The organism is Undibacterium sp. 5I1, from assembly GCF_034314085.1.
GTDB lineage: Bacteria > Pseudomonadota > Gammaproteobacteria > Burkholderiales > Burkholderiaceae_D > Undibacterium.
In genome coordinates, this window is the sequence record NZ_JAVIWI010000002.1 from 155,250 (window position 1) to 171,029 (window position 15,780).

At 48.1% G+C, this 15,780-nt stretch carries 17 protein-coding genes and 1 pseudogene; 9 read left to right on the top strand and 9 right to left on the bottom strand.

Annotated elements, in window-relative coordinates:
* The first annotated feature begins 868 nt into the window (after nt 1–868).
* Together RGU72_RS21265 and RGU72_RS21270 are read left to right on the top strand one after the other, a co-directional pair.
* Complete coding sequence (locus RGU72_RS21265) at nt 869–1,531, top strand: AAA family ATPase (protein WP_322121823.1); 663 nt, start codon at nt 869–871, stop codon at nt 1,529–1,531.
* The gene (locus RGU72_RS21270) at nt 1,528–2,460 is read left to right on the top strand and encodes a ParB/RepB/Spo0J family partition protein (RefSeq protein WP_322121824.1); all 933 of its coding nucleotides are present in this window, start codon (nt 1,528–1,530) and stop codon (nt 2,458–2,460) included. Before RGU72_RS21265 ends, RGU72_RS21270 begins: the two co-directional genes overlap by 4 nt.
* Before the next feature lie 79 nt (nt 2,461–2,539).
* On the opposite strand, the gene RGU72_RS21275 is transcribed toward RGU72_RS21270, so the two are convergent.
* A complete protein-coding gene (locus RGU72_RS21275; protein ID WP_322121825.1) occupies nt 2,540–4,636 on the bottom strand; it encodes a phage integrase family protein in 2,097 nt (698 codons plus the stop codon).
* Between the two features lie 678 nt (nt 4,637–5,314).
* Here RGU72_RS21275 and RGU72_RS21280 point away from each other — a divergent pair.
* Nucleotides 5,315–5,758, top strand: coding sequence for a hypothetical protein (locus RGU72_RS21280; protein WP_322121826.1), 444 nt, complete (start codon nt 5,315–5,317; stop codon nt 5,756–5,758).
* Nucleotides 5,759–5,785: 27 nt separating this feature from the next.
* Here the strand turns inward: RGU72_RS21280 and RGU72_RS21285 are convergent, their stop codons facing one another.
* Nucleotides 5,786–6,754, bottom strand: a complete 969-nt coding sequence (locus RGU72_RS21285) for an IS5 family transposase (RefSeq protein ID WP_322121753.1) — start codon at nt 6,752–6,754, stop codon at nt 5,786–5,788.
* A gap of 57 nt (nt 6,755–6,811) precedes the next feature.
* Between RGU72_RS21285 and RGU72_RS21290 the strand changes: the two genes are divergently transcribed.
* Nucleotides 6,812–6,985 (top strand): hypothetical protein, encoded by a 174-nt coding sequence (locus RGU72_RS21290; protein ID WP_322121827.1) that lies wholly within the window; start codon nt 6,812–6,814, stop codon nt 6,983–6,985.
* A 277-nt stretch (nt 6,986–7,262) separates the two neighbouring features.
* On the opposite strand, the gene RGU72_RS21295 is transcribed toward RGU72_RS21290, so the two are convergent.
* Nucleotides 7,263–7,769, bottom strand: a complete 507-nt coding sequence (locus RGU72_RS21295) for a hypothetical protein (protein WP_322121828.1) — start codon at nt 7,767–7,769, stop codon at nt 7,263–7,265.
* A 90-nt stretch (nt 7,770–7,859) separates the two neighbouring features.
* Nucleotides 7,860–8,774: an RHS repeat-associated core domain-containing protein gene (locus RGU72_RS21300; protein ID WP_322121829.1), complete on the bottom strand. Its 915-nt coding sequence runs from the start codon at nt 8,772–8,774 to the stop codon at nt 7,860–7,862.
* Between the two features lie 291 nt (nt 8,775–9,065).
* Here RGU72_RS21300 and RGU72_RS21305 point away from each other — a divergent pair, with 291 nt between their 5' ends.
* Nucleotides 9,066–9,233, top strand: a complete 168-nt coding sequence (locus RGU72_RS21305) for a hypothetical protein (RefSeq protein ID WP_322121710.1) — start codon at nt 9,066–9,068, stop codon at nt 9,231–9,233.
* 96 nt (nt 9,234–9,329) lie between these two features.
* On the opposite strand, the gene xerC is transcribed toward RGU72_RS21305, so the two are convergent.
* Nucleotides 9,330–10,451: a site-specific tyrosine recombinase XerC gene (xerC, locus tag RGU72_RS21310; RefSeq protein WP_322121711.1), complete on the bottom strand. Its 1,122-nt coding sequence runs from the start codon at nt 10,449–10,451 to the stop codon at nt 9,330–9,332.
* A gap of 4 nt (nt 10,452–10,455) precedes the next feature.
* Entirely contained in the window at nt 10,456–13,170 is a 2,715-nt protein-coding gene (locus RGU72_RS21315; RefSeq protein ID WP_416200172.1) for a toprim domain-containing protein, read from the bottom strand.
* Between RGU72_RS21315 and RGU72_RS21490 the strand changes: the two genes are divergently transcribed.
* A complete protein-coding gene (locus tag RGU72_RS21490; protein ID WP_416200174.1) occupies nt 13,156–13,290 on the top strand; it encodes a hypothetical protein in 135 nt (44 codons plus the stop codon). The genes RGU72_RS21315 and RGU72_RS21490 overlap by 15 nt on opposite strands.
* Before the next feature lie 66 nt (nt 13,291–13,356).
* Here RGU72_RS21490 and RGU72_RS21495 read toward each other — a convergent pair.
* A pseudogene (locus RGU72_RS21495) lies at nt 13,357–13,572 on the bottom strand (CHC2 zinc finger domain-containing protein); the annotation flags it as partial.
* A gap of 115 nt (nt 13,573–13,687) precedes the next feature.
* Between RGU72_RS21495 and RGU72_RS21320 the strand changes: the two are divergent.
* Genes RGU72_RS21320 through RGU72_RS21330 form a run of 3 tightly spaced genes read left to right on the top strand, consistent with a single transcriptional unit; the run spans nt 13,688 to nt 14,606 of the window.
* Complete coding sequence (locus RGU72_RS21320) at nt 13,688–14,083, top strand: helix-turn-helix transcriptional regulator (protein WP_322121713.1); 396 nt, start codon at nt 13,688–13,690, stop codon at nt 14,081–14,083.
* Nucleotides 14,083–14,388 (top strand): BrnT family toxin, encoded by a 306-nt coding sequence (locus tag RGU72_RS21325; RefSeq protein WP_322121830.1) that lies wholly within the window; start codon nt 14,083–14,085, stop codon nt 14,386–14,388. Before RGU72_RS21320 ends, RGU72_RS21325 begins: the two co-directional genes overlap by 1 nt.
* A gap of 17 nt (nt 14,389–14,405) precedes the next feature.
* Nucleotides 14,406–14,606 (top strand): hypothetical protein, encoded by a 201-nt coding sequence (locus tag RGU72_RS21330; protein WP_322121831.1) that lies wholly within the window; start codon nt 14,406–14,408, stop codon nt 14,604–14,606.
* A 265-nt stretch (nt 14,607–14,871) separates the two neighbouring features.
* On the opposite strand, the gene RGU72_RS21335 is transcribed toward RGU72_RS21330, so the two are convergent.
* Together RGU72_RS21335 and RGU72_RS21340 are read right to left on the bottom strand one after the other, a co-directional pair.
* On the bottom strand, nt 14,872–15,267 hold the full coding sequence (locus RGU72_RS21335; RefSeq protein ID WP_322121832.1) for an ankyrin repeat domain-containing protein: 396 nt from the start codon (nt 15,265–15,267) through the stop codon (nt 14,872–14,874).
* A partial coding sequence (locus RGU72_RS21340) for an RHS repeat-associated core domain-containing protein (protein ID WP_322121833.1) occupies nt 15,264–15,780 on the bottom strand: 517 nt, incomplete at its 5' end. The genes RGU72_RS21335 and RGU72_RS21340, both read right to left, overlap by 4 nt.

Sequence of the window (15,780 nt, forward strand, 5' to 3'; positions counted from 1 at the left end):
CAAATGCCGCATCGCCATCATTAGATTGTGAGAATTTTTGTCTTCCCTTGGCTTGAATATATGGATAGCTTCAATTTGCAAAGATTATTTGAATGAGCTTCAATGGTTACATTTACATTCCACCTTAGGTAGAACTTTTGAGAGGTGATATTGAATACGGAAATATAAGAAATCTGACCTTTCCTGATCAAGCTCGAACAATACCCTCGTCAACCATACTCCAGTAAAAGACTTTGTTGTTATCTCCGCTGTGAAGATGACGAAAATGATGTACTACGGCTTATTTGTGTGAAGCCCGTAATCTCTAATCGGAATTGAGAAGATATCTTAATGATCGAAATAATAAAGGTCATTAATAACGACCGGCCATGACCAGGCAATGTCCAAATTGCATACTAATGCCTTAAACAGCGCCCAGAATAATGACCTCGTGTAACAGTAAAAGTACCGCGAATATAACGGGTATTTTTAGATTCAACTCAAGCTCGATCGTAAGCGGATAAAGAATTGCTATGATTTAACTAAACTTGAACCGGCTCAAACTACCTGTAGGGCGTAATTCTGGCCGATCAGCATGAAAACATCTACGGAGAAAATAAACACATTTGTTTTGGGGCAGGGTGGAGTAGGGGCTACTTGAACCGGCTCAAGTATTCATAAATGTTGGATGTTTGATCTTATTCGGTTATGGATTCTTTAAGCGCTTATTTTGTATCAGTTTGAGTCATATATGAGTTCAACTTACCTTGGGCTAGTTCAAGTAATTTGAAACATTAAGTATATATTTACGTTAATTAGTATTTGACATTACTTTATTTAATTTTATAAACTATAATATAAATACTTATCTAATTTATTGGGGGTTCGCATGATAGTAGTCGTTGGTGCCGAAAAAGGTGGAGTAGGTAAGACATTATTAGCAACAAACATAGCCGCTTGCGCAGTTTCAGATGGCTTTGACGTTTGCCTAATGGATACTGACCCACAAGGATCATCTTCAGCATGGGGAAGGATTAGAAGAGCGGATCCGAGTCTAAAACAATTTCCTATCATTGCAATTCCAGAGAATCCAACGAACGAAATCACATCAATGGCAGATAAGTACGATCTGATCGTGATTGACATCGGTGCACAAAATTATTTGACGATGTTAAACACGGCAGCTATCGCAGATTTAATTCTTGTTCCTTGTGGGTCTGATCAGTATGAAGGTGAATCTACAATGAGGGTGATGGAAATGCTTAAGGCAATGGACTACAAGCATAAAAAGAAAAAAGTTCCTGCCTTTATCGTTTTAAATCGTCTTTCGACAAATAGCAAATCAAAAGAACCAGAAGCGACGCGTGCTTTTTTCGAAGAAGACGGATATCCAGTATTTGAGTCAGAACTAAAAGATAGATCTTCTTGGAAAAATTCGAGGAGGGCAGGGATGGCAATGCATGAGATGACGGGTAAGTACGGCGATAAAAAGGCTACATTAGAAATTAAAAATTTGTACTCGGAAATAAAACGATTTGGAGAGAGCTTATGAAACCTTTTTCAAAGCCAACACGCGAGGAAATGAATAATTTGACGAAGGTTGTAGAGTCTCTGAATACCATTCCTTCAAAACTTGAACCGGCTCAAACCGTTGATAAGTATGTTTATCAAGTTGGTCAGTCCTACGATGTTCCTATTAACGAAATCAAGGTAAACCCTTTTAATGCAAGACGATTTGTCTCAGAATCTGGCTTAGATGAATTGGCAATTTCTATTGCCATCCGTCAAGACACTGCTGCGTTAGGGTATTTAGATGAGTCTAAAAAGGTTAATCTAATCGATGGGCATAGACGACTCAAAGCGAGCTTACTTTCAAATAAAGCAACGCTGCGTGTCGAGATTAGAAACCCACCAGAATCGGATAAAGAACTTTATCTACAATCGAGACGGGCGAATAAGGAACGTGAAGATCAAACACCATTGGACGATGCATCAGCTTGGAAATTATTGTTAGAGAAGGGTGTTTTTTCTAGCCAGAGGGAAATTTCAGAATCATTGAACATGGATGAAACTGTTTTTTCGAGAACATTAAGTTTGAGTGAATTGCCACTGGCCATTACACGAATATTAACTGATCGACCGAAACTTCATAACTTGCGAATGCTCGATGCTATCAGGAAGTTCTGTTCTGCTGCTGATGATGAGAAAACTGAACAATTGATCCTAGAGATCGATAGGAATGATCTAAGTTCTAGGGATGTCGACCATCGCAGGGTCGCTTTGAGCAAAGGGAAGGGGACAAGAGTCAGGTCAGTTTCGATTCCTATGAAATACGACCATGGTGCCTCTACATTGAAAAAATTTGAGGATAAGGGCAAATTCGTTTTGGAGGTTACTGAAATCAAAGACAAAATTAAATTTGAGGCACTTACCTCGAAAATTAATGAGTTAGTCAAGGAAACACTCTCGAACAACTTATAGTCTTTTCCGCAATGATTAGGACTAAATCACTTAGTAATGTCCTGCTCTAACACCATAAAATAGAGCAGGGCATCCCAATTCATATATTTCGTTTTCTCGTTGAAACAGCCTTACCAAATTCTTCCATCGCCTTTACTCGACGCTCCATTTCAGGAGTAATGTATATGCCGGTTGTGGCAATGGACTGATGTCCGAAATTCAACTTAATGATTTCAATTGGAACACCGCTTGCAATAGCATGTGTAGCGGATGTATGCCTGAGCCAGTGTGTACTAGCCATCGTCAGGTGTTTTGCACCTTCAGGTGATATTTTTGCAAATTCTTTTGCAACGCTTTTGAAAAATTTAACAAGTGATCGATAAATTTGACTCTTGGCCATTACCCCATTTGTTTTGCGCTTATCATCGACTGCGTTGAGTTTGTTGAGATGTGGTGAAGAGTCCATCAGGAAGTCAATTAATGGAACCTCTTCAGGCACCGCGTCAAGACCACCATATCCCCGATGAGCGAAGTACTGAATCAATTGATTCATGCAGACAGAAGGGAAGGGGACAGCACGCGGTCGCTTGCCTTTCCCAACTACATTTAGAATCCAACCTGACGAGTCATCTGTACTGCCTATCCGATATTCCAAATCCCCTTTGGAGGCGTTAGCCATCTCTGATAAGCGAATACCAGTCATATAGCCCAACACCAAAATAAACTTAAGTCTTTCCTTTGAGCTACTTGGTTCCATATGTTCGAGATACTGCAAAATAAAAGCCCACTGAGTTTGGGTAAGACTGTGATGCACTGCAATCTCAGGCTGTTGAGCCATTCGGGGTTTAATTCCGTCCCATGGATTCGAATCTAAATAATGTCGTTTAGTAAGCCAGGCACACATACTGGAACAAATAATTACCGCTAGACGTTGTGAGCTCAGCTTGAGGACACCATTGCGACTTGTGTGCTCAATTTGCCATTGTTTCCGCAACAAAGGTGGTATTTCTTTGGGCGGTTTTGGTGATTTCAATTCTTCAAACGGGCGCCAGTTCAAAGACCATCTTTCAGTGTTACGTTTGCCAAGCCAGCTTGATTCTGGAATTCTATATACCGTATTCCATGTCTCTGGATACATGCGTCCAAGATCCCAGAGGAAGTCGCGATAAGCAATACAGTCCTTTGTATCTAAGGAGGAAAGAGGTTTTCCAAGCTCAAGGATGGACCATAGTAAGAACCGTTCAACCTGGTTGCGATACGATAAATACGTATTGGAGTCTTTTTCAAAGGTACTTAGCCAAACCTGTATAGCCTCAAAATCATTCTCTGCGCCAGATTTATTTCTCTCGCCGCGGTTATGTCCGGTTGATCCATCGAGATCTTGCCTTGGCTTGAAATACTCGATGGGAACGATACCAAATATTTTTGGACGTTCCTTCTTCAACTCGACAATATTAAGCTCGCTTCGCTTAGTAAGGGAATAGCGCGAGAAAGAACAGGTGAGGGCGGCCTCATTGAGCGTAAGCCATTTGACGATAGATCGAGCTGTAATTTCGCCTAACCCTGGAACTGCGGAATACCAACGATAGCCATTGATATTAATGGCTTCGACAAGTTCTTCAAGAGTGTTAACGCCGGCTCGTATCAGTTTTTTGGCAACGTTTGCTTTTAACCAAGACGCCACGTTATCCATCCTATTTGGGTCGGTAACCGCCATATCGTGAAGCCAAAGCAAAGCATCTGACTGGCGTTGCCGAAGTCGGATGTTCCTTTGAGCCTTTGAATTTGTATCGGTATCTGAGTAGGCTTCTTGAAATAATTCGATTAAATCTGACTCCGAATACATTTCATAAGGATCTCTTTCTTCTCGAAATTGTTCTAACGTCGGTATTTTGGCCGCGACGGTGACTAGCTGCTCGGGATTAATCATAATGACGCGAGCCATTGATGATTTACCAAACCGTTTTGCCACCAATTTCAATTCTGCTCGAATCCAGTCGAGGGTCGATCGTGCAACTCGCAGATCGATACTGTGATCATCTTCTGAAAAATTTTCTAAGTATTGCTTCGCAATTTTTCCAAGATCAAGACCTTCTAAGTAGCCTTTCAAAAAAGCCAAGTGATGTCGTCCGACGCGTTCGAGTACAAGAGTTGCTTCTAGTCCTGGTTCTGTTTTTTTCTTGATTGGACGTGCCATACAGATTTTTCTCTCGTTAAGTCTTTGTTTTATTTGTTAATTATAATAACGACAACATTAAAAAAGTATACCGAAAAACACCCCTCGGACAACACTAGTCTGTATGTTACCTTAGTTAGTACATTAAAATAATGAGGTTAATTATAATAGTAATTAACCTCACTTCTATAATTAGATTCTTTTACATTTCAAATAGCTGAAGCAGCACTCGGAACTAAAGATTCCAATAGCGCTCCGAAGTAAATGTTAGGACATTTTTGGAAGTAAAACTGTAACCTTCATCCATCGCAGACTAGTAACAAATTTACTTCTAAAGTACAGCGCTCTTACCTAAAACCAAGTTCAATATTTGTTAAACAGCACAGAGAATTTTCCACTTCAATTGAAATTCAGCGTCCAGGAAATTTTCGCCGATCCAATGGCCGCAACGGCTTCTGTGAATCTGTCTGGAAGCGCCCCGCGCTGACAACTGGAAAATTTACGACGCTGTTTGTCGCTGAGCAGTTTATGACGCAGTTACTTCGCTCAGAAAGTGCAGATCGTGAAGTGCGATCAATCGCTTATCTGTCAAACAGCGTGCAATACTTACCAGATTAGGGGTGGAAACAGCGTCCAAAAGTTTCCACCCTAGTGTGTCACCATCCGGTGTTTTAGCCGGGGGTATCTGGAGTGATTTATATGGACATCATTTACGAAATAAGAAGACGTCATTCAGTACAGAAACAATCGATTTCTGCCATTGCGAGAGAAATGGGACTCTCCCGGCCGACCGTACGCAAACATCTCAATACCGTCGAACAGCCTAAATATCAGCGGCTGCTAACGGTTTCACCCCGCCTCGATGAATATAAAGACCAGCTAACCTCCTGGTTAGAAGAAGAATCCAAACTACCCCGATCACGGCGCCGAACAGCGCAACGGCTATTTGAGGGGCTACAGGAACTAGGTTACGGCGGGGCCTACGACAGCATTCAACGATTTGTAAAACAGTGGAAATCCAGCGCACATGGTCCAAAAATCACCGAAGCGTTTATTCCGTTGGTGTTTCTGCCAGCCGATGCCTGCCAGTTTGACTGGAGCCAGGAACAGGTGGAAATCGGCGTTGGTGCACTTAAAAGTTGAAGTAAAAAGTACCCCAACCCCGATCATTTATGCAGGAACTTTCTGACTACGGACGGAGTTTGGGCGTCCAGCAGCGAGCATGCGATTTAACACAGCAACACCGACGGCGGCCTCGGTTTTTTGCGCTTCGAATCTGCGCGCACGCAGTCGAGGACCGATGATCGATTTATAGCGTCCCATGGTCGTTTCGACCAAAGCACGCTGTCCATAACCAGTGGCTTCTTGCCAAGCCAACCGACCCTCTGTATTGATCATGTCAAGATGGCGATTACGCTGACTTGGCGAACGCGATTGAGTACCAGGAACGGCGGTTTTACGGGGTGGGATAACCACCGCAATATCGTCACCATATTGCGCGATCGTTTGATAAGTGGGCGCGCCATCATAGGCACCATCGGCAGTGACTTTGTCGATTTGTTCGTCGACCTGATCCAGTAGTGGCCCCACTTGAGATGGGTCATCCGTATGCTGATCGGTGAGGATCTGCGCGACAATCATGCCTGCATCGACATCGACGGCCAGATGTAGTTTGCGCCAGCTACGGCGCGACTTCGCGCCATGTTTTTCTTCCAGCCATTGTCCTGCCCCAAAGACCTGCAAACCTGTGCTGTCGATGAGCACATGGAGTGGCCCCTTTGGTGCGGATGGTGACTTCGTTACCGTCAGTCCGACCGCCCGTCTGCTGACCGTGGTGTGATCCGGTGCCGTGATTGTCAGGTTCATCAGTGTCAGCACGGAAGCCATTAACCCTTCGGTTTGTCGCAGGGCCATTTTGAAGGCGGAGCGCAGCATCAGACTCGTCTCAATGGCGCTATCCCGATAGCGAGCCTGACCATTTGGCCCTACGCTTTGCCACTGATCTAATGCTGCGTCTTCAATCCACAACGTCAGGCTACCGCGCCGCCGTAATCCTGCTTCATATTCCGGCCAATTCTGAACCTTGAACGACATCTTAGGTATATGATGACGGCGATCGTCGTTGTGTTTGTTGGGCATCGGGGCGATCAGTAAAATTGAGGCCGCATCGTAACATCACCGCTTTTCGAGTTTGAAGTGCACCAACGCCCCTTTGAGCACAATACCCGCGTGCAACTCAAGCAGGTGTTTGAGGCGATCCGCGAATTGATGACCCCGCCGGAACCGGAACCGGTGAAGAAACGTCCGATTGGTTTTGTGGAGCAGGACGAGAAGCCGGGCAAACCTAAAGCGTCTAAAGCAAAAAAATAAGCCTCCTTTTTTAGCCGCTAAAAATAGAAGCCACCCGCATCCGGGTTACCGGAGGGAGTGGCTTTTTTATTTTATAAAAGAAGAGTAATTTTAAACGTTGAGTTCGAGGTAATCATTTACGCCTGTCATTTGGCATCGCTGGAATATGACACATTCCATACGGCGCAATTGCTTCGCATTGTCGCCCTACGCGAAGATTACGCCTTACCGAGTTACAAAAAGATTGCGCCTTACCGAGTTACTGGGGGGCTAATGGGTGACCCCTTTGACTGATTTTCTAATTTCCCATCTTGAAAGTTTTCGAAAAATTTCTATCCAACCATTGATAAAAATCTCCTCGCATTGCAACCGGAGTACCGTCTATCATACCTAGCTCCCCGCTTCCATCAACAAATATTGATGCAATTGGTACGTCACTTTTTTCGTCGAAAAATTTTACACCCCAGCGTATATCGATTTCAAATTTATCATCAGGTTTAAAAAATGTTGTTGATTTAATCGCTGCCAATAAACTTTTTTCAAGAGCGTCACCCCAGAGCCGTCTAATAATCAATTTTCTGTCAAATAATTTTTCTATATCCATTGGTGAAACAGTTTGACGAAATTCTGTAGTTGGATTTATCCAGATGATTTCAACAGATTTCACGCGATGCTCGCGAATGTAAGACGTCAGCTTATTCTGTTTAACTTGTGCTTCCTGTATTAGTTCTACCTTGCTAAAACTTGGGCTTGAAATGGACAATAAAAAAATAGAACTCAATAAAAAGGAATATGATTTTTTCATGAGAAATCGCAATCTAAAATAGAAACTTGAATTCGCGAAATATTTATTACAAACGAAATTACAAAACGGTAATTTAATTGTGATAAATATTTATTTTTTGCACTCACAATCTTTAGGTCTCATCGTGGGCGATGTGACTCTTTTTGCTTTCCCACCGTGATTATTTCGGATACTTTCTCCTAAAATTTTTGCGGCGATACTTTCAACCCCCTCGATCACGCGTTGTTCTTCCGCGTTGCCGTAGTAAGGAATTCTTGGAAGACGGGGCGCTCCGCGTGGAGCTCCATCTGCATGCCCAGCCTCATGCCCCAATCCTAACGCTGGAGTTTGAGAACCTCCATTTGGCCTCCCATCTCTATCGCGAAGACATAATGCACTAGTAGGATCCCACCTTATAAAATTATTTTCCTCTATAAATCTATCATCGTGCTCACTATTGATGATGATGGAATACACTTCTCGCGATCGCTCCAATCTATCAAATATTTCCTTCATTTCGGGAATTTTATCCAGGTAATCCCTGGCTTGTTGATATGCTCCATTCATATCGCCGTAGACCAGCAGAATTAGGCCAAATGAATCACTAGACTGAAGTGGATTGCCTCCGACATAGGTGTAAGTGTTTATGCCGCCTCTGAGCCCAATCGGATCAGATTCCACGTAGCGTCCCGTGGCCGGATCATAATCCCTAAAGTAGTTGTAATAGGTTTGCCCTGACGCAGTTTCGTCGTAGACACAGCTACTTTCCCTATATGCAGCAAGGCTTTGCGCGCAATGTACGAAGACGGTTTCCCCTGTTTGACAGCAAATTTTTCCCAGACGCGTATTTTGGCTTGCGCGCACGCACGATAGCAAGAGATTTTTTCTTTCGCTGCTGGCCGGGGTTGGTGTTGACGTGGCTTTTGAGCGTGCCGTTTTACCCCACCAACTACCGGCGAAGCGCGGCGGCAAGTGAGGGACGAACGCGCACCGTAACCCTGGCCAGTCTTTAAGCTGTCGTTGCATTGTGCTGGCGGAACGCGAGCACACTAGCTGAGATGTGAGCACGGCGACGATGGTTTTTTTGTCGTGGCTGTGCGTTTGCTCTTGCGTGCCACCTGACTACTGGCGAAGCACAGCAGCAAGCGAAGAATGAGCACGCACCAATAACCCTGACTAATTCCTTGCGCATCGAAGCGCACACCTATAGCTTGGCAGACATGCAGGGGCGTAAGAAATAACGCCTCATTACGCGAAGTCGTCACACCAAGTGAAGCGCAGCGTAACGACTGGGGCGATTTTGCGTAATGCCGCGTTATGTTGAATGCCACAGGCATTTACCCCGGAATGGCTGTGCCTTTGACCTTGCGTAGCACTTCACTGACTGCCGGCGCAGCGCGGGTGCAAGCGAGGCATGAGCGCGCCTTCGTCTTCACTGACCAGGTTGTTTGTGTGCCGGAGCTGCACCGTTTGCAGATGGATTAGCGCTAGCCTGGCGCAGTGCTTGCACGTGCGCCCGTGGCTATTCGTTGGCACGGCTGGCAAGGACTGTGACAGGCGGATTAACGGCTTCTTACTCGTCTAATCTTCCGCTTCCTCATCGTCCACCCCGATCGCCTCCAGCAGCGTTTGCGCATCGTCGTCCATCTGATCCTCGGCCACCTTGCCTTGATCGCTTGGTGCCCGCTGCAATCGCGCCGGATGGGTCAAGGCATGCACGGCTTTCAATTTGCCAATCGCGACGTGCGTATAAATCTGCGTCGTCGAGAGTTCGGCATGCCCGAGGATGGCCTGGATGTAGCGGATGTCGGCACCGTTCTCCAGCATGTGGGTCGCCATCGCGTGCCGGAAGGCGTGACAGCCGCCGCTGGCAAATCCGGCGTATTTCATGTGCAGCTTGACCATGTCGGAGAGGCGGTTCTTTTCAAAGGCTTCGCCGTAGTCGGTGATGAACAGGTGCTGTTGCTCTTGGGCTGGCGCGAATTGTGGCCGCACTTCCTGTACGTAACGCGTGACCCAGGCACAGGCGCGTGCACCTATTGGAATGAGGCGGTCTTTGCGTCCTTTGCCTAGTCTTACCATCAGCGTGCCGCGCTCGGTGTCGATGTCATACAGACTTAAATGCATGAGTTCAGCACGGCGTACGCCGCTGCTGTACAGGGTTTCGAGTATCGCCCGGTTGCGGATGCCGGAAGGCGTTGCGATGTCGGCCTGGTTGAGGATGGTTTCAATCTCGGCCACGCTCATGAGGTGTTTGGGCAACTGGCGCGGCGGCTTGGGTAGCACCAGGTCAGACGCCGGATTGTGCAGAATGTGATTGTCCCTGGCTAACCATTTGAAGAAGGCGACCAGCGGATGCAGACGGGTGGCCTGGGTGTTGAAGGATAAGGGCTGGCCGTTGCTCTTGCGGTAGTGGTACAGATGGCTTTGGTAGCGTTGCAGGATAGGCCGGGTGATGTCTTGCGGCTGCTGCAGGCTGCGCTCATCACACCAGAGGATAAAACCATCCAAGGCTTGCTTGCGAATTTTGGCGGTTTGCTCTGACAGGCCGGTGACCAGCGTCCATTCGAGGAAGGCGTTTTGGTAAGCGCGCAAGTGATTGGCGCTAGCCGGATCGGGTACGTGGGGACGTGCTGGCGAGCTTGGTTTTTTGCGTAGTGCGCGCTGTTTCTGGCGGATGCCGCGTTCGCCCTTTTGTGCCATCGCCTTAGCCTGCTAAGGCTGCACTGGCAGCTAAGGGAAATGGTGCGGGCTGCTGGTACGACAAGACTTTGCCGTTAGGCTGTAGGGCGTGTATTTTTTCTTCAGCATCGATCACTTCTTCGCTCACCCGCATGGCTGTTGGCTCTTGTGCCGATTTTGCACTGCGCGAACTGCCCGCATCCGGGGCGCGTTGGCCCCGCGATGGGGGCGCGAACTCGCTTGTTTTACCCCGCGAACTATTCATCGTAGGTGCAGTGCTTGCTGCTGTGTTTGCACTAATCGCCAACTCCAAACTGGCCAGGTCGATCAAGCCCGGCACAAAGGCTTGCGCATCACTGCCCGCGCCGTCATACAGCAATTCATACTCGAAGCTTTGCCCCCGCTGGCCGCGATGTACCAGTAGATATTCCATCTGCACCAGACGCTCTAGGTGCAGGCGCAATTGCGTATCCGACAGGCCGGTGGCGTCCCGCGCTGCCTTGCGCGAGAAGCGCAGATCGGCACGCGCCAGACTTTTATTTTCACATTCGGCGCTGACGTACTGGTGGATCAATTTAAGTAAACGCCTGGTCTGCGGCGGCAATTCATCCAGGCTTCTGCCCAGCACTTCATGCGCGATCTGGTTGGCCAGCGCAATGTCACTGATGGCGACGTCGATGTAACGCACTTCCCGGTCGTTGCGTGTCGATGTCTTGATCTCGCGCTGGTGTTGGTGCAGGAAGGCGATGGTGTCGATTAAGGTGAGGTACTTTTCATGATCACGCCGTAGGCGTGTGCTCTGGTCTGGGAAGCTTAAGAATTGCGCGTAGGGATTGAGGACTTCTAGCGGCATGAGTAGGCGCTGGGCGTTTTGCTGCAAAGTGATCAGCTCTTCTTTCTCCCTTTTGGCGAGCATACCGTCCAGCGTGCGCTTTTGTCGCTGGATCTGGTGAATGGCGCGGGTCTGGTCGCGGCTTTCATCGACCGCCAGGACTAAACAGCGGTTGAGCAGTTCTTCATCAAGATCACGTGCCGTGGTAGTGAGCAGCAAGGCGACCGGGCCTTCTACCCGGTACGGTTGCGTCACCAGGTTACCTGTCACCGGGTCTTTGCCGGTACTGGCCATGGTGAGTTCGCCTTCCGACTGCAACAGCTTTAAGGCGTAGCTGGCACGGCTGGCGCCCTCTTCCTCGACGATGGCCAAGACCTTGTGCTTGAGATTGGTCTCGCCCATGTAAAACAAACTCTGCCCGGTCATGGCGCTGTATTTGATTTTGTCTTCCTTGGGGACGAAGGCTAAGACCGTATCCATCAGGCTGGTCTTGCCTGCGGCGGAAGACGATTGAATCACCACGCCCAGCGGACGCTCTAGCTTGCGCGAGATGCAGGCTAAATAACCGACTAGCTTGTTGGTTTCTTCGCCGATTAAACCGCAGGTGGCATAGTCCGCTAACAGGCGCGCCACTAAATCCGGGGCGCGCAATAAAGCTAAGGCAGCTTCCCGTTCGGCGGCATCCATCGTCACTGCCTCTGGTACTTTGGGCGTTAAGGCGGCCTGTATCTGCTGCTCTTGCAGGTTTTCTAGGGCGAGCAGTACACGCCCGAGGTCAGTCTTGAGGGTGCTCTCCGGCACGCGTAATTCTATCGCCGCTTGCGTGATGTAGCTGTGCCGGGCTCTAGCGTTGTACAGGTCTAAGGTGTCGACGTGGAAGGCGTCGCCGATGGAGGCTAAGAGATTAATTTTAAGCAGGTCATACGCCAGATTCTTGGCCAGGCCGCGCACGCGGTAACGCCGCTCTGCAAAGGCGAGGATGATTTCATTGTCGCGTACGTCGGCTTCCAGATTGGCACTGGGGGCTGGTGGCAAGGCCGCTGCGGGCAAGGCTGTGGCTGGCGGCGTAAGCACTGGTTCAGCAGCGAAAGAAATAAGCGGTGCAGGTGCTGCGCTGTCCGTTGGCGCAATGATCGATTCCGTCGCCACGTCCAGCACTGGCGATGTCTTACGCTCCGGTGCAACACCATTACCGAGCCACGCCGCCTGACGGATTAAGACACCTAAACTTTTAGCCGCTGGCTGCACTTTTAAAGCGTAGTCATTGGCGTCCATGCCTTTGGGGAAGTGGATGCGGTAGCAGGCGATGCCTTCTGCCATTAAGCGTTCGGCCAGCTTGGCACTGGCACGCTCACCCGCTTCATCACGGTCGTAGGCAATCAAGATGCGTTCGATATTATTTTCTTTAAACGCGGCCAGATGCTCATCCGTAAAACCTTCGGTGCCGTAGCTGGCGGTGACGTTGCGGTAACCGGCACACCAGAAAGTCATGGCGTCGATCAGGGCTTCGCACAGGATGATTTCTTTACTTGCTACCAGTGCTTGAACATTGAATACGCCGCGATGCGCCCCGGGCAAATATAAATGCGCGGGCGTGCCTTTGCGCAGGTCGTCGCGGATCTTGCGACCGTACATTTCTGTGACCTTGCCCGCTACATCGAGGATCGGCACCACGAGCGAACCGTTGAAATGTTCGTGGCCGCTTTCACGGTAGATGCCCAAGTTTTCTAGCCGGGTGCGGATCTCGGCACCGGCGACGCGGGTCTTGGCGGGCAGGCGTAAGCCCAGGCTGCGGTTGGCGTAGCCGAGCTGGAAATACGCAATCAAATCGGGATGGCTTAAGCCGCGTGCTTGCAGGTAGGCCAGCGCTTCGGGTGACTGCTTTAAGGTCTCATGGTAGTAGCCCACGGTTTGATTCAGCAGTGCGCAGTCGTCGGCATCGAAGGCGACCGGTGCGGGCAAGCTACGCACGCTGCTGCGGCTGTTGGTGGATTTTGCCGAGGATGCATTCCCAAGCTGAGCAGCTAAAGCAGGATCATCATGCAGCAGTTCCACCGCATGCCTAAAACTGATACCGCGCAGTTGCATGACCCAGGCAATCGGGTCGCCAGCGGCACCGCAGCCAAAGCAGTGCCACAGGTTCTTGGCAGGCGTGACCACCAGCGAGGCAGTGGCATCGTCATGGAACGGGCATAGGCCGATCTTGTCTTTGCCGGACTTCTTGAGCGTGATGCCTGCGGACTCGACCAGACGTTCTACCGAGACCTCATTTTTTAGCCGCTCTATCTCTGTTTCTGGAATGCGTGCCATAAATCGCCTTTGTGCTAAAAACCTGTCAAGGGGGTAAAAATAAAAATAACCAACATTGATAATTACTCTAATATGGAGTAATGTCAACTCTATTTTAAAAAACAGGGGGTATGCTATGAAGCCTAAACAGCTTGATTGGGTCGAATGTATGGCTTTGGGTGATAAAGAATTTTTTGTGGCACTGGGTAAGCGTGTCGCGCAATTGCGCAAGGAACGCGACCTAACACAGCAGGAATTAGCGACATTATTGGGTGTTGCACAACAAACACTCGCCCATTACGAAGGGGCTCGTTTGCGCATACCGGCATCGATGCTGCCGACACTGGCCACCATCTTTAAAATACCCGTGGACGGCTTGCTTAACCGCAATGAAGCCACACCAGGCAGCGGCAAGCGCGGCCCGGCACCGAAATGGCAGCAGCAAATTGAAGCCATTGCGCAACTGCCAAAAGCGCAACAGCGCTTTGTCTCGCAAATGCTAGATACCGTACTAGCCCAGGCGACACGCTGATGATGCAAAAGACGACTTATGAATTTGATTGGGATGACAGCAAGGCAGCATCCAATCTACGCAAACATGCAGTACGCTTTGAAGAGGCGATGGCGGTATTTAACGATCCTCTGAACATGACGCGCTTTGATGATGAGCACAGCGAGTCCGAGGAGCGCTGGGTCACTTTGGGGCAGGCAAATGGCGGTACACTGCTCTTGGTGGTGCATACCTATTCACCTATTGATGAGCAGCATGTGTTAGTTCGACTTATTTCTGCCAGACGCCCCACCAAACGGGAAGCGCAGCAGTATTACGAAGCTTAAATTTTGGAGGAAATATCATGAAAGAAGAATACGATTTCTCGGGCGCTGAACGTGGCAAGTTCTACCGCCCCAATTTGAAGTTAATCCCACCGGTGCATCTGGAATCAGATGTGCTCGACTACCTGGCTGAACGTGCACAAGCCAAGGGGACTTCTTTGAATGCCTTGATCAATACTCTGCTAAAAAAAGATATTGAGCTCATCGAAGCTGGCAGCTAAAGAAAAAAAATAAACCTCTTTTTTAGCCGCTAAAAATAGAAGCCACTCGCATCCGGGTTACCGGAGGGAGTGGCTTTTTTATTTTATAAAAGAGAGCGTAATTTTAAATGCTGAATTCGAGGTAAACCTTTACGTCTGTCATTTGGCGTCGCTGGAATATGACGCATTCCATACGGCGCAATTGCTTCGCATTGTCGCCTTACGCGAAGATTGCGCCTTACCGGGTTGAAATGTTAGGCTTCGCTTCGCTTTGCGCCATCCTACTTTAGCCCGGGCTACGCTTGCTATTCCGTAATAATTCGATCAAATCAACAGGAATTGGTTTGTCTGGTTCGTCTAACATTTGTGCAAATTGCAGTGCGGTGTTGCCGTCCTCATCCTCTATTGTCAGGTCTACATCAGCATCAATGAGTTTCCTCACAACCTCTATAGATCTTCCCATTACTGCCGAAAAAAGTGACGTCTGTCCTTGCTCACCACGTGCGTTCACATCAGCACCAGCCAAAATTAAAGTATCAACTGCTTCTACATCTCCCCATGAGCAAACTATGTGCAAAGGAGTATCGCCGAAACATCCTCTTTGATGAACATTAGATGCACCTTGGAAGAGAAATTCTGCCGTAGATCCGACTGCTTTCAAAACTTCATCTAGATTTTTCATGGGCATTTGCAATATCTTTGTATGTCACGGTCCAAATTTTGGATTGATTTTTGTAGCTCAGTTGTTTGCTGTGCATGACCTGAATCATTTTTTCCGCCAAACCATTTATTTGTATAGTTATCTCTGGCGCCCATACATTGCTGTGCTTTATTTTTTTTCCATTTTGCTTCTTCGCACTTATCTAAGCCAGGTGGTGTCGGCTGGTTACATATGTCCTTGTAATTCTTGTAGTCGCGTGATTTTTCACTGCTATCCCTACTCCTTGCTTCATCAGGATCTCGACTTCTAGATCCATCATCAAAATCAGAGTCACTCCCTCCAGGCTTAGAAGGCGCAGTATTGGGCTGAGGAATAGGAAGGGGCACTGGAATCGGAATACGAATACCCGTCAAGCCATATGGATCAATGCTACTTAATGGATCTCCATCAACATAGCCATAAGTATTAATTCCGCCGTTCAATCCAATCGGATCACTCTCGACATACCGTCCGGTGCTCGGATCATAATCCCTG